Genomic DNA, 26,439 nt, shown 5'->3' on the forward strand with positions numbered 1-26,439 from the left:
AAATGCGTAACCTTTGGATTTTCATAAGCAGATATAACGCATTCTTCCTGTTTATAATTTTCTTTATTGTAGGGATTTATCTTACCATAAGAAACAATTCTTATCCGCGTAGCGTAACCTTAAATTCTTCGAACGAAGTTGTTGGCAATGCTTACGAGAATTTAAATGTTCTGAAAAGATATTTAAACCTTGGGATGGTTAATGATAGTTTGGCTGCCGAAAATGCAAAGCTTAAAACGCAGTTATTGGCTATAACTACTGTTGATTCTGCTAAAGATGTCAAGGTAGACGATACACTAACCAAACAGCAGTACACTTACCTTGCAGCAAAAGTTGTTAAAAACTCTATTACCTTAAGAAATAACGTAATGACCATTAACAAAGGCTCAGTTGATGGAATTGAAACTGGCATGGCTGTTATTTCTCCGCAAAAAGGTGTTGTAGGTTTTATCAGAGATGTTTCTTTGCATCTTGCAACCATCCAATCGTTATTACATAAAGACACAAAAATTAGTGTAACGCTTAAAAAAACGAATGCGTTAGGCTCGCTGGTTTGGGGAGAAAACAACTTCGACATTAGAAAAGCTTTTATTAAAGAAGTGCCTAATCACATTAAAATGAATGTTGGAGATACAGTGGTTACTTCTGGCTTTGGAAAATTCCCTTCTGGTATTCCGGTAGGCAGATTAATTAAAACTGGTGTTGCAACAAATGATAATTTTCTTTCGGGTGAGCTAAATTTATTTAACGATTTTGGTACGTTACAGTATGTTTACGTTATAAAAGATAAATTAGCAAAAGAACAAGAAATCTTAGAAAACCCTGTTATTCCGAAATGAACAGTAGATTAATTATAGTAAACATAATCAGATGGTTCATCCTTTTGTTTGTTCAGATATTTCTGCTCAAAAACATGGGCTTTTATGATTTGTCAACACCGTTTATATACGTTTTATTTATTCTGCTCCTGCCCTTCGGCATTCCGAATATCTTATTGTATGCTTTAGCCTTTGCAACTGGTTTAACCTTAGATGCATTTTATGATACAATGGGCGTGCATGCAACCGCCTGCATAGTAATGAGTTTTGTAAGAATATCTTTTATATCGATAAGCTTAAATCGCGATGCCATAGACGATCCTGAACCTTCATTAAGCTACATGGGTTTTCAATGGTTTGCATTATATGCATTACTATGTGTACTGTCTCACCATCTGGTTTTATTCTTTTTAGAAACATTTAGGCTTACCGAAATTAGTTATACATTAATGAGATGCGGCTTAAGTTGTATATTTACGCTACTTATTATTTTACTGGTAGAGTTTATCTTCTATAAAAGGACGTCCCGCTAATGGATCAATTATTTAACAGAAAGTATATTATTCAAGGATTGTTTATTGTTGTTGCCTTAATTCTTTTGGCAAAGCTTTTCTATATACAAATTGTTAGCGATAAGGCATTCGTTTCTGCAGAAAGTAATGTATTAAAAAAGAAGTTTAAATACCCTGCCCGTGGTGCAATTTTAGACAGAACCGGAAAAGTAATCGTTCAAAACGAACCGGTTTACGATTTAATGGTGATTCCTAATGAGGTTAAACCTTTCGATACAGTATCCTTAGCAAATGCCTTAGAAATTTCGATGGTTGATGCACGTAAATTTATGCGTAAAGCAAAGGCAAAATCTCCTTATCAGGCGACGCCTTTTGTCAAGCAAATTTCTGTTCAAAGTTATGCTCGTTTACAGGAAATCATGTATCGCTTTCCTGGATTTTCTACTCAAGATAGAACAATTCGCCATTATCCGGATAGTTTAGCTGGATTACTGTTTGGTTATGTTAAGGAAGTTAACCAGGTAGATATTGATAAATCAGAAGGCTATTATAAACCCGGTGATTATAAAGGACAAAGTGGACTTGAAAGATCCTATGAAGAAGTTTTAAGAGGCGAACGTGGTGTGGTGAATACGATTTATGATGTAAAGAATACGCCTCAAGGCAGCTATGCTGATGGAAAGTACGATATCAATGCAGTTGCAGGCGAGCGTCTAATCTCAGGCATTGATATACAAGTTCAGAAATTAGGCGAGGAACTGATGCAAAATAAAGTTGGTGCAATTGTAGCCATCGAACCTTCTTCTGGAGAAATTTTGGCCATGGTGAGCAGTCCTGGTTATGATCCAAATCTTTTAGTTGGTAAAAGTCAGGGAAACCACTATATGGATTTAATCGGAAATCCATATCGCCCTACATATCCTAGAGCTATTCAAGGTTATTATCCACCGGGTTCTGCATTTAAACCTATTGACGCTTTGATTGGTTTGCAGGAAGGTGTTATAGATCCAAACACAACATTTTTTTGCCCACATTATTATCAAGCCGGAAACCGAAGAATAAAATGCGAGCATTTTGATGGTCCTATAAGTTTAAGAAAGGGGATTGCCCGTTCTTGCAATACTTATTTCTGTTATGTTTTTCAAAAATTGATAACAAAAAACGGTATGAAAAACCAACGTCAAACTTATCAGGAATGGCGAGATAAGATCTCTAAATTTGGCTTTGGAGTTAAACTTGATATTGATTTACCCTTTGAAAAGAAAGGTTATTTTTACAATAGCGACCATTACGATAAAATTTACAATAAAAGATGGGGCTACACCAACGTAATTTCTCAGGCGATTGGTCAGGGAGAGATTACCGCAACACCCTTACAAATTGCCAATGCAATGGCTGTTATTGCCAATCGTGGTTATTATATTAAGCCGCATTTAATTAAAGCTATCGGCGATAAAATTAAAAAAGAATATGTAGAAAAGAATTACGTTGGTGTTGATGCAAAACATTTTGAACCAGTTATAGATGGAATGCAAGATGCTGTGAACACAGCCTGGGGTACGGCAGTACTTTCACGCATTCCAAATATTTTAATGTGCGGCAAAACAGGAACTGTGCAAAACTCAAGAGGTAAAAATCACTCTGTGTTTATTGGTTTTGCGCCTCGTGATAATCCGAAAATTGCAATTGCAGTAATTGTAGAAAATGCAGGTTATGGAAGTACATACGCTGCTCCTATTGCCAGTTATATGGTAGAGAAATACATAACCAGACAGGTTTCAGGTGCAAGGGCAAATCAAGTTGAATGGATGAAAAGCCAAAACCTTTTGCCTTTAATTATCGATAAATCGAAGAAACCGAAGTTAACTAAGGCAGATAGTGCTGCAGTAAAAAAAGCAGATTCTACAAAAAGAATTCAAGACAGCATTAGAATAAAATCTGCTACTTTGAAAAATACAATTTCTGCAAAATTAACAACCAAAACTAACGTAAATACAAATCAATAATGCAACAACAGGGCAACCGCTTTTTCTTTAATGTTGATTGGATTACGGTGCTAATCTACATCTGTTTATGCGCCATTGGTTTCATTAACATTTACGCTTCAATTCCGCATCCGGAGAATTCTTCAGCTTTTGATTTTGGAAGTAGTTATGGAAAACAACTTATCTACATCATTACAGGGCTAATCTTAGGCCTATCGATATTACTGTTCGATGGCAGGCTTTTCAATGTATTTTCTCCATTTATCTACGGTGGAACATTAATATTGCTCGTTGTCGTACTATTTGTTGGTCGTAACGTTGGTGGGAACCAAGCCTGGATACCGCTAGGCTCATTTAGGTTGCAGCCTTCAGAATTTGCAAAATTTGGAACAGCGTTGTTTTTAGCAAGATATGTCAGTTCTTTCAATCCAAAATTCAGAGATTTTAAATCGATATTTTTTGCGGCACTTATTGTTTTAGCACCTTTAGCATTAATTATGCTCCAACCAGATACAGGTTCGGCACTTGTATTTTTAGCTTTTATGTTTCCATTATATCGTGAAGGTTTATCAGGATATTTTCTGCTGATATTTCTTGGCATGATTGTTTTATTCGTGGCCGATTTCCTTGTACCAAGTTCTGTGCTTATTGGACTAATTATTACCATTGCCGGTTTGTTTATTTATGCTAATAAGCGAAAACAGACCATAATTATCACGACTGTTTTCGTTACAATTATTGCAATTGCTTATTTATTTTTAGTAAAAGTTGCCTTTGATAATGTGTTGGCTCCGCACCAGCGTACTCGTATTGAGTTAATGCTTGGCTTAAAAACGGATAATAAAGGTGCGGGTTATAACGTAATTCAATCGCAAATTGCCATTGGTTCCGGGCAAGCAACAGGAAGGGGATTTTTACAAGGTACACAAACAAAATATGGATACGTTCCGGCACAAAGTACAGATTTTATCTTTTCTACCGTTGGCGAAGAATGGGGTTTTGTAGGATGCTTTGTTATTATCGGTTTGTTTATTTTTCTTTTATTGAGGTTGATTAACCTTGCAGAGCGACAGCGTTCAACTTTCTCCAGAGTTTATGGTTATAGCGTAGCCTGTATCCTATTTTTCCACGTATTTATAAATATCGGTATGACGATTGGAATCATTCCCGTAATTGGTATTCCTTTACCATTTATAAGTTACGGTGGCTCTTCTTTATGGAGTTTTACAATTTTACTTTTTATCTTCCTTAAACTCGATTCGAACAGAATGGGATTTATTTAAGAAGATAAAAGAGCAAGGAATAAAGATTTAGTGGCCAAAGAAGATGAAAGATAAAAGAATAAGGAACAAAGATTTAGTAGCCAAAGAAGATGAAAGATAAAAGAACAAGGAATAAAGATTTAGTTGCCAAAGAAAATGAGATATTCCTTCAACATTATTCTTTATTCCTTAATCCTTGTTCCAGTTCCTAGCTGAACCTTCTATTTAGCAATTCGTAAAACTGATCTACGGTTGCTTGTTTTGCAGCCCAATTATTTTTGCCTGCATAATTGTTCTGTAAAAAGCTATCAGCCGATTCGAAATTTGGCATTTTGTTTACAATATCAATTGCTTCTGAGTAAGCTAGATTGTAACCGCCAAACAAATCTTTTATAAATAAAAGTTTCTCATTTAAGTTAATTGCCTGTTTCAAATCACCAACAGGTGCTTTAACGGGTTCTTGTGGTTGCTGATTTGTTTTCGCTAGCAAGTCATTTAATGTTGGTGCTTTAACATCTTCAACAGGTGGTGTAGGTTTAACAGGTACAGCTTGAGGAATGAAAGCAGGTTTTTCTTCAACTACCGGAGGAGAAATAATTGGTTCATCGTACTCAACAGGTTTTACAGCTCCTACGGGTTTTTCTTCAATTTGAGAAAATAATGTTTCAGCTAATGGCTTTGTTTCAACAGGTTCTTCATGAGGCAGTAAAAATGGTTCTGGTCCATCTTCTTCATCATCGGCAGCTACAGGTTCGTTTTCCTGTTGCTCATCCTTTTCATGAATTCTTTTTTTCTGAGCCAGAATTTCTTCTTCAGCTTTGCTCAATGGCCTATCGAAAATTTCATCAACTGATTTTTGCTCATAATCAAATTTATCATCAGCACTATGATTGCCTAAAACAAATTCAAAAGTATTTTCTTCATTATCAGGCTTAAAAAAATCTTTACTCAAAATCTCTTCAGCAATATCTTCCTGAATTTTTTCCTCATCAATGATTTCCTGTTCGGGCTTAACATCAACGCGTTCTTCCTCTTCTTCAGCAGTAATAACTTCTGGCAGTTCTGCCGGATCGAAACATTCTTCTGCTTCTTTATAGCTCTTTACGTCGGGTAAAATTATGGTATTTTGCTGATTTAAAAGATGTGCTGAATCTGTTTCAACTGGTTTTTCAGCAGCTCCGTCAGCATTTAGTTTTTTAACAATACGAACATGGTCTGCTAAGAAATCGGCATTAGCCAAAAAAAGTTCAACTTCCAGGTCGTTAAGTTTCTCCGGATTCTGAGCTAAAAATTCATACTGCTCATTTAATTCTGCTAAAATGCTACCTATTTTTCTGAAAATACCTTGTTGATTCATCATAAACTATAAACGATTTTTTTGCTGATTTATGTTTGTAACTAAACATTCAAAAATAACACTTAATTAATGATAATGAAGCGATATGTGGTAAAAATCAACATACATGATGAAACACAATCGTAAGTAAGAATTTGTTTTAATTCACTTGCAATTATTCCTGATGAGCAATACTTATAGCATGTTCAATGTTATCTTCTAAAGTTTTTTTACCATTGTCCCAGGTTTGTGGAGCGGCTAAGTCTTCTATTATTTCTGAGATAATTTCTTGTGATTCGGGAAGGACATTATCAATTTCTTTTAATTCACTTACGAGCTGAAAAGAATTCATATCGCCAAAACCGCGTAGTTGCTTCACTCTAAAAAGAAATTTATCTAATGTTTTTAATTTATCTTGGTTCTCCATAAAAGGGCACAAAGGGTTATTATAAATCTGTATTAATTAAATCTGGTTTAAAAATCACGAGGGTTATTAAAATCATTTCCTTCGCATTTATGGTACCACTTACGAATAATAACAAGATTTAGATTTTTTAGGAATATTTATTTTCTGGAATTAACTTCAAAACAATCCAAGTTCAGACGATACCTCCCTATTAAAATTAATTCTACCCGCTTATCGAATCAGATATTTTAATAACTTTGAACCTCATTAAAATTAATTTCTAGAGCATAAACTCAACCATGTTATTCAGCGAACAAAATTTTAGAAGAAGGGGCGAATTTTCGGGCAGTATTGAAGTTGTTTGTGGTTCAATGTTTTCGGGCAAAACAGAAGAATTGATAAGAAGGTTAAAAAGAGCTCAAATTGCAAAATTAAACGTAGAAATTTTTAAACCCCGTACTGATACACGCTATCACGATTCGGCAGTGGTTTCTCACGATTTAAACTCTATAAACTCAACGCCTGTTGATAATTCTTCAGCAATTTTACTTTTAGGCACCAATACACAAGTAGTTGGTATAGATGAAGCACAGTTTTTTGATAATGAACTTCCTGATGTATGCAATAAACTTGCTATGAGAGGCATTAGAGTTATTGTTGCGGGTTTGGATATGGATTTTACCGGAAAACCTTTTGGACCAATGCCTGCATTAATGGCAATTGCCGAACATGTAACCAAAGTAAATGCGGTTTGCGTATGTTGCGGCAATCCGGCGCTTTATAGCTACAGAACCGTTGAAGATGAATCGACTGTGTTACTTGGAGAAAAAGAAAGTTATGAGCCGCGTTGCCGGGCTTGCTATAATATTGACAAAGCCTAACATCACTTCTATTAAAACAATATGGTAAATTCCAATCCATTACAAAACATTTCAATTTTAGGTTGCGGCTGGTTTGGTTTGGAATTCGCAAAAAAATTAGTGGAACTTGGCTACAATGTTAAGGGCTCAACCACCACTCAAGAAAAATTAGTATTATTATCAAAGGAAAATATTAACCCTTATTTGGTAAATTTTACAGCCAATCAAATTAATGCTGAACCAGATTTCTTTGATGCTGATGCTTTGTTTATTTGCATTCCTCCGAAGCGTAGTTCTCTGGAGTTAAACGACTACCCGATTAAAATAGAAGCCATATTAAACGCTGCAGAAAATGAAGCTAAAAATGTTGTTTTAATTAGTTCGACAAGCGTTTATGGAGACGAAAACAAAAACGTAAATGAGTTTAGCGAAACCAATCCTGATACCGAATCGGGCAATGTGGTTTTGCAAGCTGAGCAACTAATTAAAGACAAATACCCTACAAACTTTACTATACTTCGCTTTGCAGGATTAATTGGCCCTCATAGAAACCCGGGACGGTTTTTTGCTGGAAAAACAGCTGTACCGAATGGTTTAGCTCCGGTTAATTTAATTCATCAAACTGATGCTATTGGTATTGCTTTGGCAATTATTCAGCAGCAAGCATTTGGCAGAATTTATAATGCTTGTGCGCCGCAGCACCCGGATAGAAAAACTTTTTATACTAAAGCTGCACAAGAAACAGGACTTACACCACCTCAATTTCTTGAAGAAAAAAATACCTGGAAAATTATAGAAAGTATAAATGTTCCAAAGTCTTTGGATTATACTTTCGAAACTAAAATTTAGTGGTTCTCATAATCAATTATTTATTAATTATTTGAAGCGGAAAGCCAGTGATACATCGCTTACAGCAGTCCCGCCAATACTTTTCTTCCGATGAAAAATCGGAATTCGTTATGTCGGGGCTATTTAACTTTATACGGAACCATTTTGAGGGGTTTTCCCTGCACAAGCCTTTGTTCTTAAACCCGATATAAACGGAAATACTTTTACCCCAACCCCTAAAGGGGCTTAAAGCAAAGTCCCCTTCAGGGGATTTAGGGGTAAAAGATTGCAGTGTTTAGCGGGACTGAAAGCCAATATTACATCTATCCGTTCACTTTCAAATGATAAACAAACAGAATAATAAACGAAACAGCTTAACTGAGCAAACCCAATAACTCTTTTTTGGTTAAGCCTTTAAAGAAACTACCATCGGTTTGAATTAAATCTTTAACCAAATCCTTTTTAACAGCTTGCAGTTTCATAATTTTTTCTTCAATTGTATCGGGACAAATTAAGCGAATGGCCATTACATTTTTGTGCTGCCCGATTCTGTAAGCCCTATCAATAGCCTGGTTTTCTACCGCAGGATTCCACCATGGATCTACAAGGTAAACATAATCAGCTTCTGTTAAATTTAAACCAGTTCCGCCTGCTTTTAAACTTATTAAAAAAACCGGTATGGAATTGTTAGACTGAAATTCTTTTACCACTTCTCCCCTGTTTTTGGTTTGTCCGGTTAGGTATTGATATTTAATTTCCTTCTCTGCCAATCTGCGTTTAATCAAATCGAGCATACCCACAAATTGTGAAAAAATAAGGATTTTATGGTTTTGCGCTTTGCTTTCTATTTGCTCAATTAATACATCGATTTTTGATGAAGCCTGCAAATAAGATTTTCCATCGGCAAGTAAAGCCGCCGAATTACAAATTTGCCTTAACCGCGTAATACTTCTAAGCACATGCATTGAACTTTTTGGCAATTCATCTTCACTTTTGCCTAAAATATAATCCTGAATTTCTTTTTTATTTGCTTCGTAAACCTCTTTTTGCTCGGTACCCATTTCGCAGTACAAAATTATCTCCGTTTTATCGGGAAGTTCTTTCGCAACCTGCTCTTTGGTTCGCCTTAAAATAAATGGCTTAATTTTATTTTGCAGTTCTTTTGCTCTTTTACTATCCTTAAACTGATCTATCGGCGTAGAATATAAATCGGCAAATTGTTGTTTACTACCAAATAAACCCGGACAAGCGAATGAAAGTTGTCCGTACAAATCGAAGGTATTATTTTCTATTGGCGTACCGGTAATGGCCACTTTATTTCTCGATTGCAACATCCGGACGGTTTTATAACGCTGAGATTCGGAATTTTTGATGTTCTGAGATTCATCGAGAAAAATGTAATTAAATCGAAAATCTTTTAAAAAACGGATATCCGAAAGTAGAGTTCCGTAAGAGGTTAAAACAACTTCAAACTTTTCAAAATCATCAGTTACTTTAGTACGCTCGTTACCATAAATGGTTTTTACTTTAATGGATGGCGCAAACTTTTCGATTTCGGCTTTCCAGTTAAAAATTAATGAGGCTGGAACAACTACCAAATTACAATTAACGGCTGTTTTTTCTCTTTGAGATAGGATAAAGGCAATAATTTGTATGGTTTTTCCTAATCCCATATCATCAGCCAAAACAGAGCCGAAATTAAAATCATCGAGAAAATTTAACCAGTTTAAGCCTTCGTGTTGGTATGGGCGGAGTTTAGTTTTTAATGTTTTAGGCGTTTTTACAATCTGAATATTTTCAGGTCCACTAAACTTTTCTTTTAACTGGCGGATTTCATTTTTCACCACTCCATCAAGCAGTGCATCTTCATACAAATCGTTTACGGAAGCAAATTTTATTTTAGGCGTAATTAGTCCATCCTCAGTAACTTCTGCAGCGTTAAAATAGTTGATAAACTTTTCAATCCACTTTTCTGGAAGAATCCCCAAAGTGCCATCATCGAGCGTTACAAATTTGCTTTTGTTGCGGATAGATTTGTGCAGGTACTTTAGCGCTACTTTTTGCTTGCCAAACTTAACCTTCACCTTGGTTTCGAACCAATCGGTTCCGCTTAAAACCTCTATGTTAATCTCTGCTTTATTTTCGTTTAGCTTATTATTTTTAAGCTGATTGAAACCTAAAATATGAATGTCTTTACTTCTCCAAGCTTCGAACGCATCTAAAAACCAAAGCTCTTCTAAAAATCTTTTTCTATGGAGATAATAAGAATCGTTCGTTTCCTGATCGTAGAAATACGGATGTTGCCTGATAATTTCTGCAGCAAATTGTAATTCGGCTTCTTCATCACGATGCAGCGTGAAAACATTTCCAAATTTATCTTGAGCCTGAATTTTCTTCTTCGATAAAACCGGAATTTCAATGTTCCCATATTTCATTACCGGAGTTATCAGAATGTAATCTTCAGATTCTGACAAGTAAACCAATTTTTCATTTTCCAAATCAAAGCCTTTCTCTTCAATTTGTTTCGGAGTTGCAGGTTTCAGATAAGAATAATCAACATGAATATTACCTTCGAGCGGAATTAAAATTGTGCGCTGAAAAGCTTCGTATTTGCTTTTGTGAATAACTAACCTATTGCTTTGCTTAATAAAAAAGTTAATTACCCGAACTAAATCTGCCTTAGCAATTAAATAAAGTTGATTTTTAAGCTGTACAAAATATTGATACCGTATGGCTAAATTATCGAGTTCGTAAGCGTTGCCATTGATAATTAAACGACCAGTAATTTCAAAAAAATCATCCTTTTGATTAACCTTCAAACGTAAATCCATATCAAGCAACTGTACATCTACAGGAATTACCGACGAAGCCTGAATGTTAGAAGAATGTTTTTCATCTTGTAAATAAGCAGGAATTTTTAAAGGATTTCTAGCGATTGCAGTTAATGCTTCCAGTTCTGCTTCAATTTCTTCTGTAGCATAATTTTGATGAAATCGACTGATTCCGCTTAAATATTTGATTACATCGCTTTGCTCCGTTTTAAAAATTAAGTCGGTTGGATTTATAGCTTTAAATGGATTTTTAACTTTTCCGCTTCTGGTAATCTGCGCTTCGAATAGGTTTAAAGTTAGATTGCCGTAATAACGATGCGGACTAAGCACTAAAATCAGATTACTACTTTCGGGCTTTAAAATTTTTTCTATTATTTTGCTTTTCGCCGGCAGTAAAACTGATTGCAGATTTTGCTGCATTTCTGTATTAAAACCTTGCAGCGCTTTGTTTTTAGGCTGTATCTGTAAACTTTGATTTTCAATTTTTAATTCGAAAAAGTCATCCAGATTTTCTTCTTTTTCCAAACCATAGTCCAGCGCAACCTTTGCAATTTTCTGCTTCCGCAAGTTATCATCAAAAAATACCCTTAAATCATCGCGTTTTAAAATATTATATAAAACCTGTGCTTGATGGCTGCATAATTTTGTTTTGGGATTTTCGCAACGACAGGTTAATTTTACTGACGATTCATTTTGCTGAACCAGCACTATCGGGAAAAAAGCATCGGTATTTTGGTGGCTGAAAGCAGCAAAATTCAATTCAATCTGCTCCGGATGTAAGCTGTAAAAGCCTTTGCTATCCGTAACAATAATTTGATTTAAATGCTTTAGAATTAAAGTTTCATTAAGGTTTTTAAGGTTAAAATCTGGCAAGATATAATCGTATGGATTTGTTTCCTGTTCATTATTCCCGCTGTAATTTTCCTTCATTTAAACCTAAAATTTGAGAAAATAAAAGTAAGCGTTTTTAAGCCTGTTTTAAAGTTTTGATGTACTAAAGAAGTTTTTCTTTAGATTATTTTTCGGATTAATCGTTTTTATGGCTTCAGCCACATCAATTGGCAAATCTGATTCTAGGATATCTGCTCCTTGCAAAAATGTATCCCGGTATTGCTTAGAACGTTCAGTTTTATCTTCCAGTTTATCGTAGCTCGGTGCTGCAGAAATCATACACATTACACCTTTATCGTGCAAAAGCTTAAATAATTCTGCATTTTCAGGTTTATTAACGGACCCTATGTATGCAATCATATTTTTCCATGGAATGCCTGCAGCTTCATATTCCGAAAAGGCTGCCTTTGTTTTTACAAAAGCCGAAAACATAGTTTCAGGATTTCTATCAAAATAAAATTTAGCATGTTTTGCATCATGTACCGTAACCATTATAACTTTATTCGCACTTTCGGCTAGTATTTTTTGCTGCAAATCAAACGGTACATCTTTTTTATCAAGGTTTAAAACGGTTTTACCTCTACTCCATTCTATTGCCTCTTTCAAAGTTGGGATTTTATATTCTGTTAAATTTCCATCAACATCTTTAAGTCTTAACTTTTGCAATTCGGCATAGGTATAATCTGCAACTTTTCCGGTTCCGTTGGTGGTTCTGTTTAAAGTTGCATCATGCATTAAAACCACAACACTATCTTTGGTTAATCTTGGGTCTATCTCAAAAAAGGCTGGAGTATATTTTAAAGTATTCTGAAATGATTCGATACGATTTTCAGGAAAACCTTTTATGGTTCCACCTCTGTGTCCGCTGATGATTGGCGTATTTTTTCCGGTGTACCTAAAAAACTCTTGAAGTTGTTTGATATTATCGATTTTAAGCACATTAATTTTTTCCTGTGCACTTAGAATATTGAAAGAAAAGAGGAAAATTAAAGCACAAAAAAAACTAGAATTGATTTTCATATTTAAAAGTAGTAAAAATCAATTCTAGTAAAATATTGTAACCAGAATATTAACCTGGTATTAAAATTGGATTTTAAGCCAATAAGCCTTTTAAATCCGCTGGAGAATAATTTATAGATTTTAAAGTTTTATCATCTGCCCTTCTAAAAACAAGGAATAATCCATCAATTTCTTTGTAATATGATTCTGTACCATCTTTATCCAAATAAAACTGAATAGTTTGCTCGGCTTCTTCAACTGTTTTACAAGCCTTGCTCATGTTAGAGCGGTGTACTTCATCAAACAAAGTTTTAAATTTTCCACCTAAGCCAAACTCATGTATTGCACCTGCTAAAACGTATTGCAAATCGCAAAGGGCATCAGCAACTTCAATTAAATCATCATTATCAACAGCTTCTTGCAACTCTTTTAATTCCTCCGCTAAAAGCGATATTCTTAAATTAGCACGTTGTTTTGAAGGGATTACTGGTGTTTCTAAAATAGGATGTTTAAAGGTAGTATGAAATTCTGCAACCTGATTTAATGAATTCGTTTCTTGCATGGCAATGTTTGGTTTAATTTTATGCTACAAACTTAAAAAATCTTTCTTAAATCACTTCGATTCGCGTATAACTTTAAAAAAACCTTCGCGGTAAGTATCTCCTATCGGGATGGATTGGTCGTTAATATAAAGTGCATTTCCATCTATCATTTTTATCCTATCGAGTGAAATAATGTACGATTTATGCACCCGATAAAATGGTGGTTGAGGCAATTGCGTTTCCAATTCGCGAAGCGATTGATAGGTAATAATTCGTTGATTGGCAGTATAAACAGATACATAATTCTTCAACCCTTCAATGTAAAGAATCTCATTATAATTAACCTTGATAAACTTATTCTTGGTATCGCCTTTAATAAAAATAAAATCGCTAGTTGGTGCAGGTGGAGTTACAATTTCAACCTGAGCCGGCGAAATAATTTGCTGCGCTTTTTGTGCGGCTTTGTAAAACCGTTCGTAAGAAATTGGCTTTAAAAGATAATCTACCACATCAAACTCAAAACCATCTAAAGCATATTCCGGGTAAGCCGTTGTTAAAATAACTCTACATTTATCGCCGCAAATTTTCATAAACTGAATTCCGGTTAATTCGGGCATCTGAATATCAAGAAAAACCAAATCTACCAAACCATTTTGAACCATGTTTAGCGCTTCAAATGCGTTAGTTGTTGTACCAACCAATTCTAAAAAAGGTGTTTTCGAAATAAAAGAAGCAATAATATCCGAAGCATAAGCTTCATCATCTACAGCAAGGCAGCGAATCATATTTAAAGGTTTATAATTAGTGTTGTTTTATAAGTGGTACTATTATTCGAAATTAACAATTCGTGCTTATCTGGATAAATTAAATCGAGTCTGCGGTGTATATTTACTAAACCAATTCCGCTGGAATGGTCTTTTTGCGCATGGCTGATTTTATTACTCACTTCGAAACTAAGCCTTTTTTGCTGAACTTTCAATTTAACCCTAACCGGATGTTTTTCATCATTAATAACACCATGTTTAAATGCATTTTCTAAAAAAGGAATCAAGATTAAAGCTGCAATCTTTTGTTCTTCTACACCTTCAGCTTTAAAATCAACATAAAATTTTGGCTCAAAACGCATTCTAAAAAGTTCAACATAGCTTTCCAGATAATCAACTTCCTTGCTTAAACTAACTTTTCCATCCGGACTTTCATTTAGCGTGTAACGCATTAAATCGGATAACCTTAAAACTGCATTGGCTAATTTATCAGAAACCGGAATCGCTAAAGAATAGACATAATTCAACGTATTATACAAAAAATGCGGATTAATTTGCGATTTTAGAAAAGCCAGCTCAGATTTCACCACTTCATCTTTTAACTTTCTATTGGCAATTTCGGTTTTAAAGTTTTGTTGTACGGCATAAACCGCAGCAGGAATAACAATGTAAGAAGTTCCGTAGTAAATGTTATCCAGAATATAGTTAAGTGTAGTTGTTTGATTTGAATAGTTATGAAAGCCAAACAATTTTAAATACAAAATTTCTTCGATAAGATAACGCAAAGCGATGAAAATGCCCAAGGTAAAAATAAGGCCTAAAATCAATTGAGGAATTTTGCCTTTTTTCAAATAGCTTGGATAAACCCATAAATAACAGATGTAAAATTCAACAATCTGAATAATTGTCATAGATACACCAAGCGCAATGCTTACAAACCCAGCCGATTCAATTAAATAACCGCTGTATTGATAAGCCAGAATTAATATCCAACAGATAATATGTATTAAAATAACTTTCGTTTTTTTCATGCTATAAAACTAGATAAACCTTTCCAAACGCTAAATCTTCTTATCCCAAACCCAAGGAAAATTATACCAACACCTTATTTTTAAAGATAACCGCCTTTAAAATCAAAATTCCCATTGGGATAATAATATGTAGCGTTGGGATTATTTAATTTCTAGCAGGCCAAGCTTTCAACAACTTTGAATCATCAAATAAACGAACATAATATGAAAAACACATTCAAAGTTTTAACTCTAATAGCTGCATTTACAATTAGTCAATTCAAATTATTTGCGCAAAAGCAAGAAGTACTGTTAATTGGCACTTTCCATTACAACAATCCAAACTTCGATGTAATTAAAACTGATGCTTTCAATGTTTTGGGCGAAAAATCTCAGAAAGAATTAGAATTCATTGCAGAAAAAATCAAAAAATTTAATCCTGATAAAATTTTTACAGAATGGAACTTTAATAAGCAGGAAAAACTAGACTCTTTATACCGCTTATATGTAGATGGAAGTTATCAAGACTTTATTAACAAAAAATATAAAAGCACAGAACAATTTGCTTTTTACAACGAAAATGAAATATTTCAGTTGGCATTTAGAGCTGCAAAGAAAAGCAAATTAGCCAGCGTCTATGGCATAGATCATTTTGTCGATTTACCATTCGATACAGTTATGAACTCAATCCAATCTGCAAAACAAAGCGATTTGATGACTGAAATCAATGATTTTATCAAAAAAACTGCAGAAGAAGCCAATATTAAAAGAAAAACGATGAGTTTAACGCAGCTTACACTTGATTTAAATACACCCGAAGCAAGAAATAAAAATGCAGGTTTTTATTTGCGTGCGCTCAATAAGGCAGGTAGTAAAGAGAGTTTTGCTGGTGCTTATTCGGTATCAGAATGGTATCGCCGAAATTTATATATGTATTCTCTGGTACAAAAAATTACCGAATCTAAAGATAAGAAAATTGTTATTCTATTAGGTTCTGGCCACATTTCCATGATAAAAGAATTTATTGCCCTGGAAGATAAATTTAAGATTGTAGAGCTTAAAGATATAATTAAATGATGCTGGAAAAACTGGTGTTGTGAGCATTTACAACACCAGCAACATCCATACATTACAGGCAAAATGCCCAGAATTGCCTAAAGGACCAGTCAGGTTTTTAAATCCAGCCTTTTCATACATTCCGATTGCTGTATTTAGTTCAGGAAAAGATTCCAGATAAACTTCGTTATAACCAAAATGCTGTGCAGATTCTATACTTTTTTGCATCAGCAACTTGCCAACACCTTTACCTCTTGCCACAGCAGAAACATAGAATTTAACCAGTTCTACGCAACCATCAGGCAATCCATCTGTTGGATAAATACCACATCCACCTAATATTACACCATCTTCTTCTGCTAACCAGTAAGTAGAGCCATCTTTCTCAAATAATTCATAAAGTGCATCAGTAGTGGGATCGGTATAAACCGTACCAGGTTTATCAATTTTATATTCCCTAAAAATAACTCTTATTAATTCTGCTATTACAGGGTTGTCTTTGGGTTCTATTGCTCTGATTTGAATCGACATTTTAATGGATATTTTTCGGGATATAATGCTTTGACAACATTGAGTTAACATTACAAAGGTACATTTACTTATATTTTATTTTTAGTTATGAATCAGATTTTTAGTTTATTTATTCCGAAAGACAGAACATTTCAGCCACTTTTTGAGACAGGTGCGAAAAACCTAACACATATTTCAGAAGCACTGGTTATGTATCTTCGCTCTAAAGACCAATCGGTTAAAGATAAACTCTCGAAGGAAATAAAAGCAATGGAACTGCTTGGCGATAAGGCTACAGATACTATTTATGAGGAATTAAATAAAAACTTTATTGTTCCGTTTGATAGACAAGACGTACATGCTTTAGCAACAAACATTGATGATATTGCAGATGAGATCTTATCAGTTTTAACAAATATTGAACTTTATAAATTACAGGATTTTAAAGAACCTGTGATAAAATTCGCAGAAATCATCGCAAAAATGTGTTCCATTCTTGCAGTTGCTGTTGCAGAGATAAAAAACTTTAAGAACAAACAAACCATCATCGACATTTGCCAAGATGTTAATCAGATGGAAAGCAAAGCTGATAGACTTTATGAGCAATCAATATCAATTTTATTTGAAAGCGAGCCTGATGCAATAACCCTAATTAGGCAATCTGAAGTATTAGCTTTATTAGAAAGAACCACAGATAAATGTGGTGATTTAGCAACCATGATTGAAACCATTTTTCTAAAAAACGCTTGATATAATTGCAATCACATAGCTTAATATTTTAAAAAAGATTGAATAATATCAAAACAAAAGGCATGTTAAAACCCTTTGATATAAAAAAGATATTATGGAAAATCAAGATAAAAAGCTCAGCCCGAAACCATCTGATGACGCACAATCATTAGTAGAAACAATTATACCATCTACGGCTACAGAGGAAAGTAAAACTACTGAAGTTAAGCATGATATTACATTAGAAATGCCTCAAACTCCTGTTGATAAAAAAGAAGATAAATCTAATGATTCGGAAAAAGTAAATCAGGAAGAAGATAAGAAAACGGAAGCTAAATCAGAAAATGACACCGACGATGTAGAATCTGAAAACGATGAATCAAAAGATGATGAGGATAGTGAAGAGGAAGTTGGGAATAGTGAAACAGATGAACCTGCTGAAGACAAAAAAGATGGTGAAGACGAAGGTGATAAAATTGAAACAGTAGCGCCTTAGCCTTTTATTAGTATATTTCTAACCAGCTGAAATAGTTTTACTAATTTGGCGTTATGATAAGCATGAAAAAGACACTATTATTTTGCCTTCTAACAATTTCTATGTTTGGTTGCGGCATAAATAAACAAGCCCAACAAATTAAAGCTTTAGAAGCCTGTACTTATAAAATTAAGAATGTAAATTCTATTACTTTGGCTGGTACAGACCTAAACAAATTAATTAATCAGCAAGATTTTAATATCGCTAGTTTGCCAGGAGTTGCATTAGGTTTATTAAGAAAAGATATTCCGTTAAGGGCAAATCTTAATCTGGAAATCACCAACCCATCAGCAAATCTGGCTGCCATTAATCAGTTCGAATATAAAATTTTGGTTAACAATACAGATTTAGCTGAAGGTATTGTTAACCAAGCGGTAAGCATACCTCAAGGACAAACCGTTACCGTACCTGTACAAATGGGGAGTAATATTTATGGATTAATCTCAAGCGGAAATGTTTTGAACGATATTATCAAAGCAGCGCAGAGAGGTTCGAAGAGTGAGGAAAAACTTGGTTTACTAACGATAAAAATTAAACCAACGATTATGATTGGTAACACTCCGATTAAATATCCGGGTTACATCACCATCAATAAAGACATCAGTAGCAAAATATTATTATAGCAAAAAAGCCCGAAAATATCGGGCTTTTTTGTTTTTTAAAACTTTTTAGATGGCTCTTTAACCATCCCCTTAAAGCTATTTTGATCTAGTTGTTCTGAAACGAGCTTTATTTCTGCAGATGATAATCTTGCAGGCATAGTTGTAGAAGTAGAACTTAAAGCAGCAGTTCTTGCAGCCGAAGTTACAAAACTACCCGTTCTGGCATAAAGTAAAGCATAAGCTAATAAGCTTTCGCTTTCATCACCCCAAGCTTTAGTTAAATCTTCATAAGCTTCTTTATCAACAGTTAAACCCGAATAATAACCACCTACACCTTGTTGGTTTTTAGTTTCAAATTCGGGTATATACATTTCAACCTTATCAATTTTAATAGGGAAAAATCCTACAGGTTTGCCATAAGTTTTGGTTCCGATTAACTTAACATCCATTACCGGTTTTAAGCTATTAATGGTTAATTCACTTGCCGACGCTGTTGCATCAGTAACTATAAAGTAAACCCTACTTACATTTAATGCACCACTTTTGGCAAAACGCTCAATGTTATCTGCAGATGTTGCTGAATAATCTAAATCGGCATAAGTTGCATATTTGCCATTTACGCCACTTGTGTAATTTTGTAATTTTCCTTGCCCGTCTAACAAAGGTTGATGAGATAAAACAGAAGCTAACTTTTTCTCTGTTGTCGAACTGTACAATCCTTGTAGATAAGCATTATAGTATGTAGTATACATCACATTTCCATTCTGAGCTGATGGTGCTAAAATGTCGATAATTTGTGCAGCTGTACTAACATAACCACCACCATTATATCGTAAATCAACAATAACTTCTGTAACTCCTTGTGTGGCGAAACTAGCAAACGTTGAGCTTATTGCTGCAGAAACATTATTTGTAAAGCTATTAAATACGATGTAACCAACCTTTTTTGTACCAGCCGTGTAAATATTAGTAAACAATATTGGGTTAACTGTATAGGTCGCCTTAGTAACGGTTACGCTTTTTGTTGTACCTGCCAAATCTGTAAATGTTAAACTTACCGAACTATTTGAACCAAAAAGCGCATCATTTAAAAAAGCTACATTACTAGAACTATATGATAAACTGGTTCGTCCATTTATAGCGGTTAGCCTGCTACCTCTTGATAATCCTTGCTGACTTGCAGGAGAATTGGGATAAACATATTTCACCCTCAAATCTGAAATCGTATTGTATAAAATAGAGAAGCCAAAATCAGTTTCTGTACCATTTAAATCTGCTTTAAGCGCAGCTGTTTTTCCAGTTGCTCCATAATCAAAGAAAGAATACTTTGGAGAAGTGCTATTGCTAACATATTCGTACGGCAAACCAGTATCCGGATTTTTTGAATATTGAGTTATGGCATATAATTCTGCTTCATTGCTGCTAAAACTTCGTGGCTTGAAAACATCAAAAGTTGGTAACGATGTATTCCAGTAATAAAGTTCTTTTGAGTAAAGAAAAATAGAATCCTTAGTTAATTCATCTCTGGTACCAGTAGCAACAACTGGAGGAGTTGGTGTAACTTCAGGAGGTGTACTAGTTTTTTTGCAAGCCGCAATTATAAGCAGGCTAAAAAGCAAAATAAACAACAACGATTTACCGTTACTATTTTTCATATATAATTGATTGTCAAATCCGTATAATGTATATACGTAAATTTAGGAATAAAAGTTTGTCGAAGATTTATTTTACAATAACCTTACGACTTAAATATACGTAAAATTAGAACTCTACAAGCAGAAGTATCGATGTACGGCAATAATTTATCGTTAAGAATGATGAGAAAAGCAAAAAAGCCTTTCAATCGCTGAAAGGCTTTTGCCGTAACAATAGGATGAGATGTTACACATCATTTCAGTCCTTCTACCAACTGAAATATTTTAAGTGGTCAAATCTGTTCTATCAAAAACAACTTGGCCAATAATTTAAATTTGATAATAAAGAAACTCATTGTGATAGATTATTAACCTCAGATGAATTAGTATCAGGTTAATAATCAATTCAATTCTCACCCATGATATAGGTTTGAATTGAAAGATTATTTAGAGCGTTTCTTTAATTTAATGTTATAAACCTATCAAATTATATCGACTCAAAAACTATGAAGTAGATGAAACGTATGATTTAGTAGATGAGCACTATTTTTTAGCAGTTTGAACAAAATATTAAAAACCAAATATAGCAAAAAATATGTATTTAAAGTGCTAGTCAAACGTTTGTTTTAATTTTAATAACCAATAAATTCTATGTTATAAAAACCCCCTAATTTGTCTTCTTTAACCCTTAGTTTTTATCTGTTTTTATCTGATATTTGATATTGAAACATTAAAATATCAACACAATGGAAAATTTAGAGTTTATTAAAACGATTAAAGCATCTCCAGAAAAAGTGTGGGACACATTATTCGGAAAGAATACATATGAAAAATGGACTTCGGCTTTCGCTGAAAATTCTACTGTTGAAACAGATTGGAAAAAAGGTAGCAAAGCAATATTTGGTGATGGAACAGGCAACGGTATGATTGCAAGAATTAAAGAAAACGTGCCGAATCAATTTATGTCAATCGAGCATCTCGGAGAGATTAAAGATGGCAAAGAAGATTTTGATAATGATTGGGGCGGAACGCTCGAAAATTATACTTTAGAAGAAAAAAACGGAGAGACCGTGTTAAAAATTGATATTGGCGTTTCTGCAGAGTGGAAGGATTATTTTAACGAAACCTGGCCAAAAGCATTAGATAAGGTTGCTGAGTTAGCAGAAAGCTAATATTAACACAGGTATAAATTATACCTGTGTTAATAAAATACTTTTTATTTTTTCTTGGAGAAAATATACTGAACAGAAAAATTGAATGAGTTTTTATTGATTTCAAATTTTGGAGAATCTGTTATACCAGCAACCGAATAGGTATAACCTACGCCAAACTGAAAACTTTTAACCGAAACTCCAGTCTTTATTGGAAGTAGAAATCCAATCCCCTGAAATCCTCCTAAATCATTACTTATTACGGTTGATGCATTAGGTATTTCTGTTGATTTCCACGTTACAACATCATCTTTGTAAGTCGGTATATTTAAACCTAACCCCGCTGAGAAAAATGCACCTAAAGCCCTGCTATTATAAAAATTATATAAATACATTGATGCAAAGCTTATGTTAGTCTGTGTAAACTTTTTAGTCTCTTCCGAACGCCTGTCTATACCGCTGAAAAAGGCTTTATCTCTGGAACCAGAAATCAAGAATTGAATCATAGATTTCTGATTATAATCTAACATATAATTTAACCCAACTATGGGAAAAGGTGAAGTTGAACTGTAAGATGGAGATTGACCTAGGACTTCATTGCTGCTAAGCGTAAATTTTGAAATGCTAATGCCAGCACCAACAATTAATGAAAATGGCGATGCATCTGATTTGCTCCTAACTGTTCCTTTATTTCCATCGAGCAATTTGACTACTGCAAGAATATCATTAGTATTATATTTTGAAGATTGAATTTTTTGAGAAATTGATGACTCCGTAACCTGAAGATTTGATGCAATTTTTAATAACTGTTCTCTGAAAATATTCTGAGTTTCGATTCTGAAATCAATGTTTGCAGAATAAAATACACGATATTTTAATTCTTCAATATTACCGTTGACTTTTTTAATATAGAATCTGTTTTTAATCTCATCATTGTAAGAATAGAGAGAAACCTTTTCACCCTGATAAATGACTTTTAAAAACACTTTTTCTTTTACGCTTGATGAATCTTCGAATTTAGGAATATCCGGGTAATTAACTTTGTTCGTGCTCTTTTGAACTTCAATATTTTCAAATTTAATTTCATCTTCAATTTCTACAACATATGCATTTGAAGTAGAAAGCTGTTTTACAGATGCTTCACCAGTTGTTTTATAACTGAATGTTTTTGGATTAAATTTCCAGTTTTCTATTTGTACTTCTACCTGCTGTTTATTTCCAGATAGAGTTGTAATTGTTGCAGGTTTATAATTTTGAGAAAAGGCAAAAACCGGAGCTAGAATAAGAAGAGTAGTTAAAATTTTAGATTGCATATAATTTGTTTTGAGCCGCAAAACTAAAAATAAAGTTGATAACAGAAATAAAATTTCGACTTGCCATTTTAAAAAATATAGAAAGTTATTTGGAAAATAAAAAAGCCTTTCATTTCTGAAAGGCTTTAGGAAGTGGTGCCACCTGGATTCGAACCAGGGACACAAGGATTTTCAGTCCTTTGCTCTACCGACTGAGCTATGGCACCTCCCGTTTGGGATTGCAAATGTAATATTCTTTTTTTCAAATCAAAGAATGCTTTTAAAAAATTAAACATTCTTTTCAATTTCAAACAACAAAGCCTTTCATTTCTGAAAGGCTTTTGAAGTGGTGCCACCTGGATTCGAACCAGGGACACAAGGATTTTCAGTCCTTTGCTCTACCGACTGAGCTATGGCACCTCCCGTTTGGGATTGCAAATGTAGTGTTCTTTTTTCAAAAGCAAAACTTTTTTTCAAAAAATAACCTCTCCTACTGATTATCAATAAATTAATTTTTTCAACCTAAAAAAATATTAGTCTTAGTGTAATTTAGAATAAATACAAACTAACATTTTTTTATGCATGCATAGTAATTTATTTAAATTAAATATCCTAATTTAGCGCAACAATCCTAATTACATGGTGAGCCAAATCCTTTTTCTTGTACTTACTATTGCTGCAATTGCCCTTTTTACGGTTAATCTGCGCAAAATTATCCGCAACATACGTTTAGGTAAAGCTGTAGATCGTAACGATCAGCCGCAGAAAAGATTAATGACTATGTTGCGTGTGGCTTTCGGACAATCGAAAATGGTTGTTAAACCAATTCCTGCATTTCTCCATTTCTTTGTTTACATCGGTTTCGTTATCATCAACATAGAAGTTTTAGAAATTATGATTGATGGATTATTCGGTACCCACAGAATTTTCCACGGATTGGGTGGTTTGTACAATTTCTTAATTGGTTCTTTCGAAATACTTGCTTTTACAGTATGGTTATCTTGTATAATCTTTCTAATCAGAAGAAATATTTTAAATCTGAAGCGTTTTAAAGGCGTCGAAATGACGAGCTGGCCAAAATCAGATGCTAATTACATCCTCATAACTGAAGTTTTACTAATGACTGCATTTCTTTTAATGAATGCTGCTGATGCTAAACTACAATTATTGGGGGCTGAGCATTACATAACGGCAGGTTCATTTCCTGTTAGTCAGTTTTTAGTAGACTTATTACCAAATTCTGCACAAGCATTAGTAATTCTGGAAAGAAGTGCGTGGTGGTTTCACATTATCGGAATACTTGCATTTTTAAATTACTTGCCGTATTCTAAGCACTTCCACATTTTATTTGCATTTCCAAACACATATTATTCAAATTTAAATCCTAAGGGAGAATTTACGAACATGGCTTCGGTTACGAATGAAGTTAAAGCTATGCTCGATCCTTCTTTTGTCCCTGTAGAAACCGAAGCAGGCAAATTTGGAGCTAAGGATGCAACAGACTTAAACTGGGTAAACTTGATGAATGCGTACACCTGCACAGAATGCGGTAGATGTACTTCAGTATGTCCGGCTAACATTACCGGCAAACTTTTATCGCCTCGCAAAATTATGATGGATACCCGAGATAGAATTACCGAAATCGGGAAAAACATCGATAAACATGGAGTTGAGCATCAGGATGGAAAATCTTTATTGGATGATTACATTTCCAGAGAGGAAATTTGGGCTTGCACAAGTTGTAATGCATGCGTCCAGGCTTGTCCGGTGAATATTGATCCACTACAAATTATTACTGAGCTGAGACGTTTTGCCGTAATGGAAGAATCTCAGGCTCCGGGAAGCATTAATGCAATGATGGGAAATATCGAAAACAATCAGGCGCCATGGAAATACTCTCCTGCCGATCGTTTTAATTGGGCTGAAGAAAACTAGAAATTAATTTTAGGAGATAACCAGCAACGAGAAATTAATTTTTACAGCAAGTTTCGAACTTGACAAAAATATTTGATACTAAAGAAATGGAATTTAAAGTACCAACAATGGCCGAATTAATGGCCGCAGGAGAAGAACCAGAAATATTATTTTGGGTGGGTTGCGCCGGGAGTTATGATGAACGTGCACAAAAGATCACTCGTGATATCTGCAAAATCCTTCACCATGTTGGTATAAAATATGCTGTTTTAGGTACTGAAGAAAGTTGTACTGGAGACCCGGCAAAAAGAGCCGGTAACGAGTTTCTTTTTCAAATGCAGGCTATGACCAATATCGAAGTTTTAAATGCTTACAACATTAAAAAAATCGTAACTGGTTGTCCGCATTGTTTTAACACCATCAAAAATGAATATCCAGGTTTGGGTGGAACGTACGATGTAATTCACCACACACAACTAATTCAGGATTTAATAAACGAAGGGAAATTAAAAGCCGAAGGCGGAGAAAGTTTCAAAGGAAAGAAAATTACCTACCACGACCCATGTTATCTTGGCCGAGGAAATGGCATTTACGAAGCGCCAAGAAAAGCACTCGAAGTTTTGGATGCGCAATTAGTAGAAATGAAACGTTGCAAAAGCAATGGTTTATGCTGTGGTGCAGGTGGAGCGCAAATGTTTAAAGAACCAGAAAAAGGGAAAAAAGACATTAATGTAGAGCGTGTTGATGAAGCTTTAGAAACGAATCCGCAGGTTATTGCCGCTGGCTGCCCTTTCTGTATGACAATGTTAAGCGACGGAGTAAAACTAAAAGATAAGGAACAGGAAGTGAAAGTTTTAGATATTGCTGAAATTACAGCAAGAGCTAACGGCTTATAATTTACTTTCTTTAAGTTGTATCGTATTATTCGGACCTATACGAGTTAAACTTTCTCTTATTTGATTTAAATCCTCAGCTTCAATATTTTTAAGCGGAATAACAATACAAGTTCCCATAGAATCTACATCTCCTGCCCTATCGTTATAGGTTTGAACAATTACATCATCGTTTTTTGTACGCAGGAATAATTTGCCGGAAGTTGTTGTGCCGTAATAATCTAAATCTTTAAATTTTGCGAGTTTAAAAGCAAAATATTCTACTTTCCCATTCGTAAAGTAACGCTTATACCTACAAAATCCATTGTTAGTAACATTCAGTTCGAATTTCTTGATGGTGCTACTTTCTTGAGCGAAATCATAATGATCTGTAAAGCTTTTTTGCAAGTAATTTACATACTCTTCAACAGAATCACGAGAAGAAAAAGCGCATAAAAACATACATAAAACCGGAATACTCAACAATCTCAAGCAGAATGTAAACTTTTTCATAGGGTTAGCGTTTTGATAACAGCAAGTTAATTAAAATGATAAATTTGTAATATGATTTTTTCTCCACAATCAAGAGTTTGGATATACCAAAGCAACCGTAAATTTACTGCAACTGAAGAACAAGAAATACTTCAAAAACTTGAAGCTTTTACCAGCCAATGGAAAGCTCATGGCAATGAATTAATGGCAAAAGCTGAGATACGATATGGCTACTTCATTATTCTTACTGTAGATGAATCGCAGGCTGGGGTTACGGGTTGTTCTATAGATAGTTCTGTTAGAATTATTAAGGATATTGAGCAAACTTATGGTGTCGATTTATTCAATCGCTTTAACATTGCTTATAAACTCGATGACGAAGTGCATGTGCAAGGAAAGGAAGATTTTGAAACTTTGGTGAACATCAAAAATATAACACCAGAGACCATAGTTTACAACAACATGGTACAAACTTTACAAGAACTTGAAACCAAATGGGAAGTTCCATTTAAAGATAGTTGGCATGCCCAGGTTTTTGCCCATCTTATATAACCTATAAAAGTCATAATGCACAAATCGTTCTAACAAACTACTCTACAGTAGAATAA

General features: G+C 34.2%; 25 protein-coding genes and 2 tRNA genes. 14 read left to right on the forward strand and 13 right to left on the reverse strand.

All coding sequences use genetic code 11. The annotated features are described in order from the left end of the window. Window positions 1–2: 2 nt before the first annotated feature. The 4 genes from mreC to rodA are packed head-to-tail and all read left to right on the forward strand — an operon-like array spanning window position 3 to window position 4,598. On the forward strand, window positions 3–839 hold the full coding sequence (mreC, locus tag ACO05K_RS11185) for a rod shape-determining protein MreC (RefSeq protein ID WP_421944513.1): 837 nt from the start codon (window positions 3–5) through the stop codon (window positions 837–839). Then, a complete protein-coding gene (locus tag ACO05K_RS11190) occupies window positions 836–1,351 on the forward strand; it encodes a rod shape-determining protein MreD (protein WP_421944514.1) in 516 nt (171 codons plus the stop codon). Before mreC ends, ACO05K_RS11190 begins: the two co-directional genes overlap by 4 nt. Then, entirely contained in the window at window positions 1,351–3,336 is a 1,986-nt protein-coding gene (gene mrdA / locus ACO05K_RS11195; RefSeq protein WP_421944515.1) for a penicillin-binding protein 2, read from the forward strand. Before ACO05K_RS11190 ends, mrdA begins: the two co-directional genes overlap by 1 nt. Continuing rightward, complete coding sequence (gene rodA, locus ACO05K_RS11200) at window positions 3,336–4,598, forward strand: rod shape-determining protein RodA (protein WP_421944516.1); 1,263 nt, start codon at window positions 3,336–3,338, stop codon at window positions 4,596–4,598. Before mrdA ends, rodA begins: the two co-directional genes overlap by 1 nt. Before the next feature lie 187 nt (window positions 4,599–4,785). On the opposite strand, the gene ACO05K_RS11205 is transcribed toward rodA, so the two are convergent. Together ACO05K_RS11205 and ACO05K_RS11210 are read right to left on the reverse strand one after the other, a co-directional pair. After that, on the reverse strand, window positions 4,786–5,937 hold the full coding sequence (locus ACO05K_RS11205; protein ID WP_421944517.1) for a hypothetical protein: 1,152 nt from the start codon (window positions 5,935–5,937) through the stop codon (window positions 4,786–4,788). A 151-nt stretch (window positions 5,938–6,088) separates the two neighbouring features. Beyond that, window positions 6,089–6,340 carry a hypothetical protein gene (locus tag ACO05K_RS11210; RefSeq protein ID WP_421944518.1) on the reverse strand — a complete coding sequence of 84 codons (252 nt, stop codon included), beginning with the start codon at window positions 6,338–6,340 and terminating at the stop codon, window positions 6,089–6,091. A gap of 278 nt (window positions 6,341–6,618) precedes the next feature. Between ACO05K_RS11210 and ACO05K_RS11215 the strand changes: the two genes are divergently transcribed. Both ACO05K_RS11215 and ACO05K_RS11220 read left to right on the forward strand, forming a co-directional pair. Beyond that, entirely contained in the window at window positions 6,619–7,200 is a 582-nt protein-coding gene (locus ACO05K_RS11215) for a thymidine kinase (RefSeq protein WP_421944519.1), read from the forward strand. Between the two features lie 21 nt (window positions 7,201–7,221). Beyond that, the gene (locus tag ACO05K_RS11220; protein ID WP_421944520.1) at window positions 7,222–8,028 is read left to right on the forward strand and encodes an SDR family oxidoreductase; all 807 of its coding nucleotides are present in this window, start codon (window positions 7,222–7,224) and stop codon (window positions 8,026–8,028) included. A 353-nt stretch (window positions 8,029–8,381) separates the two neighbouring features. On the opposite strand, the gene ACO05K_RS11225 is transcribed toward ACO05K_RS11220, so the two are convergent. The 5 genes from ACO05K_RS11225 to ACO05K_RS11245 form a co-directional block, all read right to left on the reverse strand. Continuing rightward, window positions 8,382–11,768 carry a DEAD/DEAH box helicase gene (locus ACO05K_RS11225; RefSeq protein ID WP_421944521.1) on the reverse strand — a complete coding sequence of 1,129 codons (3,387 nt, stop codon included), beginning with the start codon at window positions 11,766–11,768 and terminating at the stop codon, window positions 8,382–8,384. Between the two features lie 48 nt (window positions 11,769–11,816). Beyond that, on the reverse strand, window positions 11,817–12,749 hold the full coding sequence (locus tag ACO05K_RS11230) for a glycerophosphodiester phosphodiesterase family protein (RefSeq protein ID WP_421944522.1): 933 nt from the start codon (window positions 12,747–12,749) through the stop codon (window positions 11,817–11,819). 73 nt (window positions 12,750–12,822) lie between these two features. Beyond that, window positions 12,823–13,290: a hypothetical protein gene (locus tag ACO05K_RS11235; protein ID WP_421944523.1), complete on the reverse strand. Its 468-nt coding sequence runs from the start codon at window positions 13,288–13,290 to the stop codon at window positions 12,823–12,825. A gap of 51 nt (window positions 13,291–13,341) precedes the next feature. After that, window positions 13,342–14,055: a LytR/AlgR family response regulator transcription factor gene (locus ACO05K_RS11240; protein WP_421944524.1), complete on the reverse strand. Its 714-nt coding sequence runs from the start codon at window positions 14,053–14,055 to the stop codon at window positions 13,342–13,344. 2 nt (window positions 14,056–14,057) lie between these two features. Then, window positions 14,058–15,065 carry a sensor histidine kinase gene (locus ACO05K_RS11245; RefSeq protein ID WP_421944525.1) on the reverse strand — a complete coding sequence of 336 codons (1,008 nt, stop codon included), beginning with the start codon at window positions 15,063–15,065 and terminating at the stop codon, window positions 14,058–14,060. A 204-nt stretch (window positions 15,066–15,269) separates the two neighbouring features. On the opposite strand from ACO05K_RS11245, the gene ACO05K_RS11250 reads away from it, so the two are divergent. Next, a complete protein-coding gene (locus tag ACO05K_RS11250) occupies window positions 15,270–16,121 on the forward strand; it encodes a DUF5694 domain-containing protein (protein WP_421944526.1) in 852 nt (283 codons plus the stop codon). Window positions 16,122–16,148: 27 nt separating this feature from the next. Here the strand turns inward: ACO05K_RS11250 and ACO05K_RS11255 are convergent, their stop codons facing one another. Beyond that, window positions 16,149–16,631, reverse strand: coding sequence for a GNAT family N-acetyltransferase (locus ACO05K_RS11255; protein WP_421944527.1), 483 nt, complete (start codon window positions 16,629–16,631; stop codon window positions 16,149–16,151). A gap of 87 nt (window positions 16,632–16,718) precedes the next feature. Between ACO05K_RS11255 and ACO05K_RS11260 the strand changes: the two genes are divergently transcribed. From ACO05K_RS11260 to ACO05K_RS11270, 3 genes are all read left to right on the forward strand, one after another. Then, a complete protein-coding gene (locus ACO05K_RS11260) occupies window positions 16,719–17,360 on the forward strand; it encodes a DUF47 domain-containing protein (protein ID WP_421944528.1) in 642 nt (213 codons plus the stop codon). A 94-nt stretch (window positions 17,361–17,454) separates the two neighbouring features. Beyond that, window positions 17,455–17,835 (forward strand): hypothetical protein, encoded by a 381-nt coding sequence (locus tag ACO05K_RS11265; RefSeq protein WP_421944529.1) that lies wholly within the window; start codon window positions 17,455–17,457, stop codon window positions 17,833–17,835. 62 nt (window positions 17,836–17,897) lie between these two features. Then, on the forward strand, window positions 17,898–18,497 hold the full coding sequence (locus ACO05K_RS11270) for a hypothetical protein (RefSeq protein WP_421944530.1): 600 nt from the start codon (window positions 17,898–17,900) through the stop codon (window positions 18,495–18,497). A 35-nt stretch (window positions 18,498–18,532) separates the two neighbouring features. Here ACO05K_RS11270 and ACO05K_RS11275 read toward each other — a convergent pair whose 3' ends face one another. Next, window positions 18,533–20,131, reverse strand: coding sequence for a S41 family peptidase (locus ACO05K_RS11275; protein ID WP_421944531.1), 1,599 nt, complete (start codon window positions 20,129–20,131; stop codon window positions 18,533–18,535). Between the two features lie 725 nt (window positions 20,132–20,856). Here ACO05K_RS11275 and ACO05K_RS11280 point away from each other — a divergent pair. Further along, window positions 20,857–21,282, forward strand: coding sequence for an SRPBCC family protein (locus tag ACO05K_RS11280; protein WP_421944532.1), 426 nt, complete (start codon window positions 20,857–20,859; stop codon window positions 21,280–21,282). A gap of 44 nt (window positions 21,283–21,326) precedes the next feature. Here the strand turns inward: ACO05K_RS11280 and ACO05K_RS11285 are convergent, their stop codons facing one another. The 3 genes from ACO05K_RS11285 to ACO05K_RS11295 all read right to left on the reverse strand — a co-directional run bounded on the left by ACO05K_RS11285 (window position 21,327) and on the right by ACO05K_RS11295 (window position 22,973). Further along, entirely contained in the window at window positions 21,327–22,574 is a 1,248-nt protein-coding gene (locus ACO05K_RS11285) for a hypothetical protein (RefSeq protein WP_421944533.1), read from the reverse strand. A 133-nt stretch (window positions 22,575–22,707) separates the two neighbouring features. Beyond that, window positions 22,708–22,780 (reverse strand) — tRNA-Phe (locus tag ACO05K_RS11290). A 120-nt stretch (window positions 22,781–22,900) separates the two neighbouring features. Then, window positions 22,901–22,973: transfer RNA gene (locus ACO05K_RS11295), tRNA-Phe, on the reverse strand. Window positions 22,974–23,192: 219 nt separating this feature from the next. Here ACO05K_RS11295 and ACO05K_RS11300 point away from each other — a divergent pair. Next, window positions 23,193–24,488 (forward strand): 4Fe-4S dicluster domain-containing protein, encoded by a 1,296-nt coding sequence (locus ACO05K_RS11300; protein WP_421944534.1) that lies wholly within the window; start codon window positions 23,193–23,195, stop codon window positions 24,486–24,488. An 86-nt stretch (window positions 24,489–24,574) separates the two neighbouring features. Next, the gene (locus ACO05K_RS11305) at window positions 24,575–25,363 is read left to right on the forward strand and encodes a (Fe-S)-binding protein (RefSeq protein WP_421944535.1); all 789 of its coding nucleotides are present in this window, start codon (window positions 24,575–24,577) and stop codon (window positions 25,361–25,363) included. Here ACO05K_RS11305 and ACO05K_RS11310 read toward each other — a convergent pair. Next, window positions 25,358–25,852 (reverse strand): hypothetical protein, encoded by a 495-nt coding sequence (locus ACO05K_RS11310; protein ID WP_421944536.1) that lies wholly within the window; start codon window positions 25,850–25,852, stop codon window positions 25,358–25,360. The genes ACO05K_RS11305 and ACO05K_RS11310 overlap by 6 nt on opposite strands. A 51-nt stretch (window positions 25,853–25,903) precedes the next feature. On the opposite strand from ACO05K_RS11310, the gene ACO05K_RS11315 reads away from it, so the two are divergent. Next, on the forward strand, window positions 25,904–26,383 hold the full coding sequence (locus ACO05K_RS11315; protein WP_421944537.1) for an ABC transporter ATPase: 480 nt from the start codon (window positions 25,904–25,906) through the stop codon (window positions 26,381–26,383). Window positions 26,384–26,439: the final 56 nt, after the last annotated feature.

The sequence above is a fragment of the Pedobacter sp. genome (assembly GCF_965227205.1).
Lineage (GTDB): Bacteria > Bacteroidota > Bacteroidia > Sphingobacteriales > Sphingobacteriaceae > Pedobacter.

Coding starts and splice junctions, on each gene's coding strand:
- mreC (WP_421944513.1), top strand. CDS start 3: ATGCGTAACCTTTGGATTTTCATAAGCAGATATAACGCATTCTTCCTG.
- ACO05K_RS11190 (WP_421944514.1), top strand. CDS start 836: ATGAACAGTAGATTAATTATAGTAAACATAATCAGATGGTTCATCCTT.
- mrdA (WP_421944515.1), top strand. CDS start 1,351: ATGGATCAATTATTTAACAGAAAGTATATTATTCAAGGATTGTTTATT.
- rodA (WP_421944516.1), top strand. CDS start 3,336: ATGCAACAACAGGGCAACCGCTTTTTCTTTAATGTTGATTGGATTACG.
- ACO05K_RS11205 (WP_421944517.1), bottom strand. CDS start 5,937: ATGATGAATCAACAAGGTATTTTCAGAAAAATAGGTAGCATTTTAGCA.
- ACO05K_RS11210 (WP_421944518.1), bottom strand. CDS start 6,340: ATGGAGAACCAAGATAAATTAAAAACATTAGATAAATTTCTTTTTAGA.
- ACO05K_RS11215 (WP_421944519.1), top strand. CDS start 6,619: ATGTTATTCAGCGAACAAAATTTTAGAAGAAGGGGCGAATTTTCGGGC.
- ACO05K_RS11220 (WP_421944520.1), top strand. CDS start 7,222: ATGGTAAATTCCAATCCATTACAAAACATTTCAATTTTAGGTTGCGGC.
- ACO05K_RS11225 (WP_421944521.1), bottom strand. CDS start 11,768: ATGAAGGAAAATTACAGCGGGAATAATGAACAGGAAACAAATCCATAC.
- ACO05K_RS11230 (WP_421944522.1), bottom strand. CDS start 12,749: ATGAAAATCAATTCTAGTTTTTTTTGTGCTTTAATTTTCCTCTTTTCT.
- ACO05K_RS11235 (WP_421944523.1), bottom strand. CDS start 13,290: ATGCAAGAAACGAATTCATTAAATCAGGTTGCAGAATTTCATACTACC.
- ACO05K_RS11240 (WP_421944524.1), bottom strand. CDS start 14,055: ATGATTCGCTGCCTTGCTGTAGATGATGAAGCTTATGCTTCGGATATT.
- ACO05K_RS11245 (WP_421944525.1), bottom strand. CDS start 15,065: ATGAAAAAAACGAAAGTTATTTTAATACATATTATCTGTTGGATATTA.
- ACO05K_RS11250 (WP_421944526.1), top strand. CDS start 15,270: ATGAAAAACACATTCAAAGTTTTAACTCTAATAGCTGCATTTACAATT.
- ACO05K_RS11255 (WP_421944527.1), bottom strand. CDS start 16,631: ATGTCGATTCAAATCAGAGCAATAGAACCCAAAGACAACCCTGTAATA.
- ACO05K_RS11260 (WP_421944528.1), top strand. CDS start 16,719: ATGAATCAGATTTTTAGTTTATTTATTCCGAAAGACAGAACATTTCAG.
- ACO05K_RS11265 (WP_421944529.1), top strand. CDS start 17,455: ATGGAAAATCAAGATAAAAAGCTCAGCCCGAAACCATCTGATGACGCA.
- ACO05K_RS11270 (WP_421944530.1), top strand. CDS start 17,898: ATGAAAAAGACACTATTATTTTGCCTTCTAACAATTTCTATGTTTGGT.
- ACO05K_RS11275 (WP_421944531.1), bottom strand. CDS start 20,131: ATGAAAAATAGTAACGGTAAATCGTTGTTGTTTATTTTGCTTTTTAGC.
- ACO05K_RS11280 (WP_421944532.1), top strand. CDS start 20,857: ATGGAAAATTTAGAGTTTATTAAAACGATTAAAGCATCTCCAGAAAAA.
- ACO05K_RS11285 (WP_421944533.1), bottom strand. CDS start 22,574: ATGCAATCTAAAATTTTAACTACTCTTCTTATTCTAGCTCCGGTTTTT.
- ACO05K_RS11300 (WP_421944534.1), top strand. CDS start 23,193: ATGGTGAGCCAAATCCTTTTTCTTGTACTTACTATTGCTGCAATTGCC.
- ACO05K_RS11305 (WP_421944535.1), top strand. CDS start 24,575: ATGGAATTTAAAGTACCAACAATGGCCGAATTAATGGCCGCAGGAGAA.
- ACO05K_RS11310 (WP_421944536.1), bottom strand. CDS start 25,852: ATGAAAAAGTTTACATTCTGCTTGAGATTGTTGAGTATTCCGGTTTTA.
- ACO05K_RS11315 (WP_421944537.1), top strand. CDS start 25,904: ATGATTTTTTCTCCACAATCAAGAGTTTGGATATACCAAAGCAACCGT.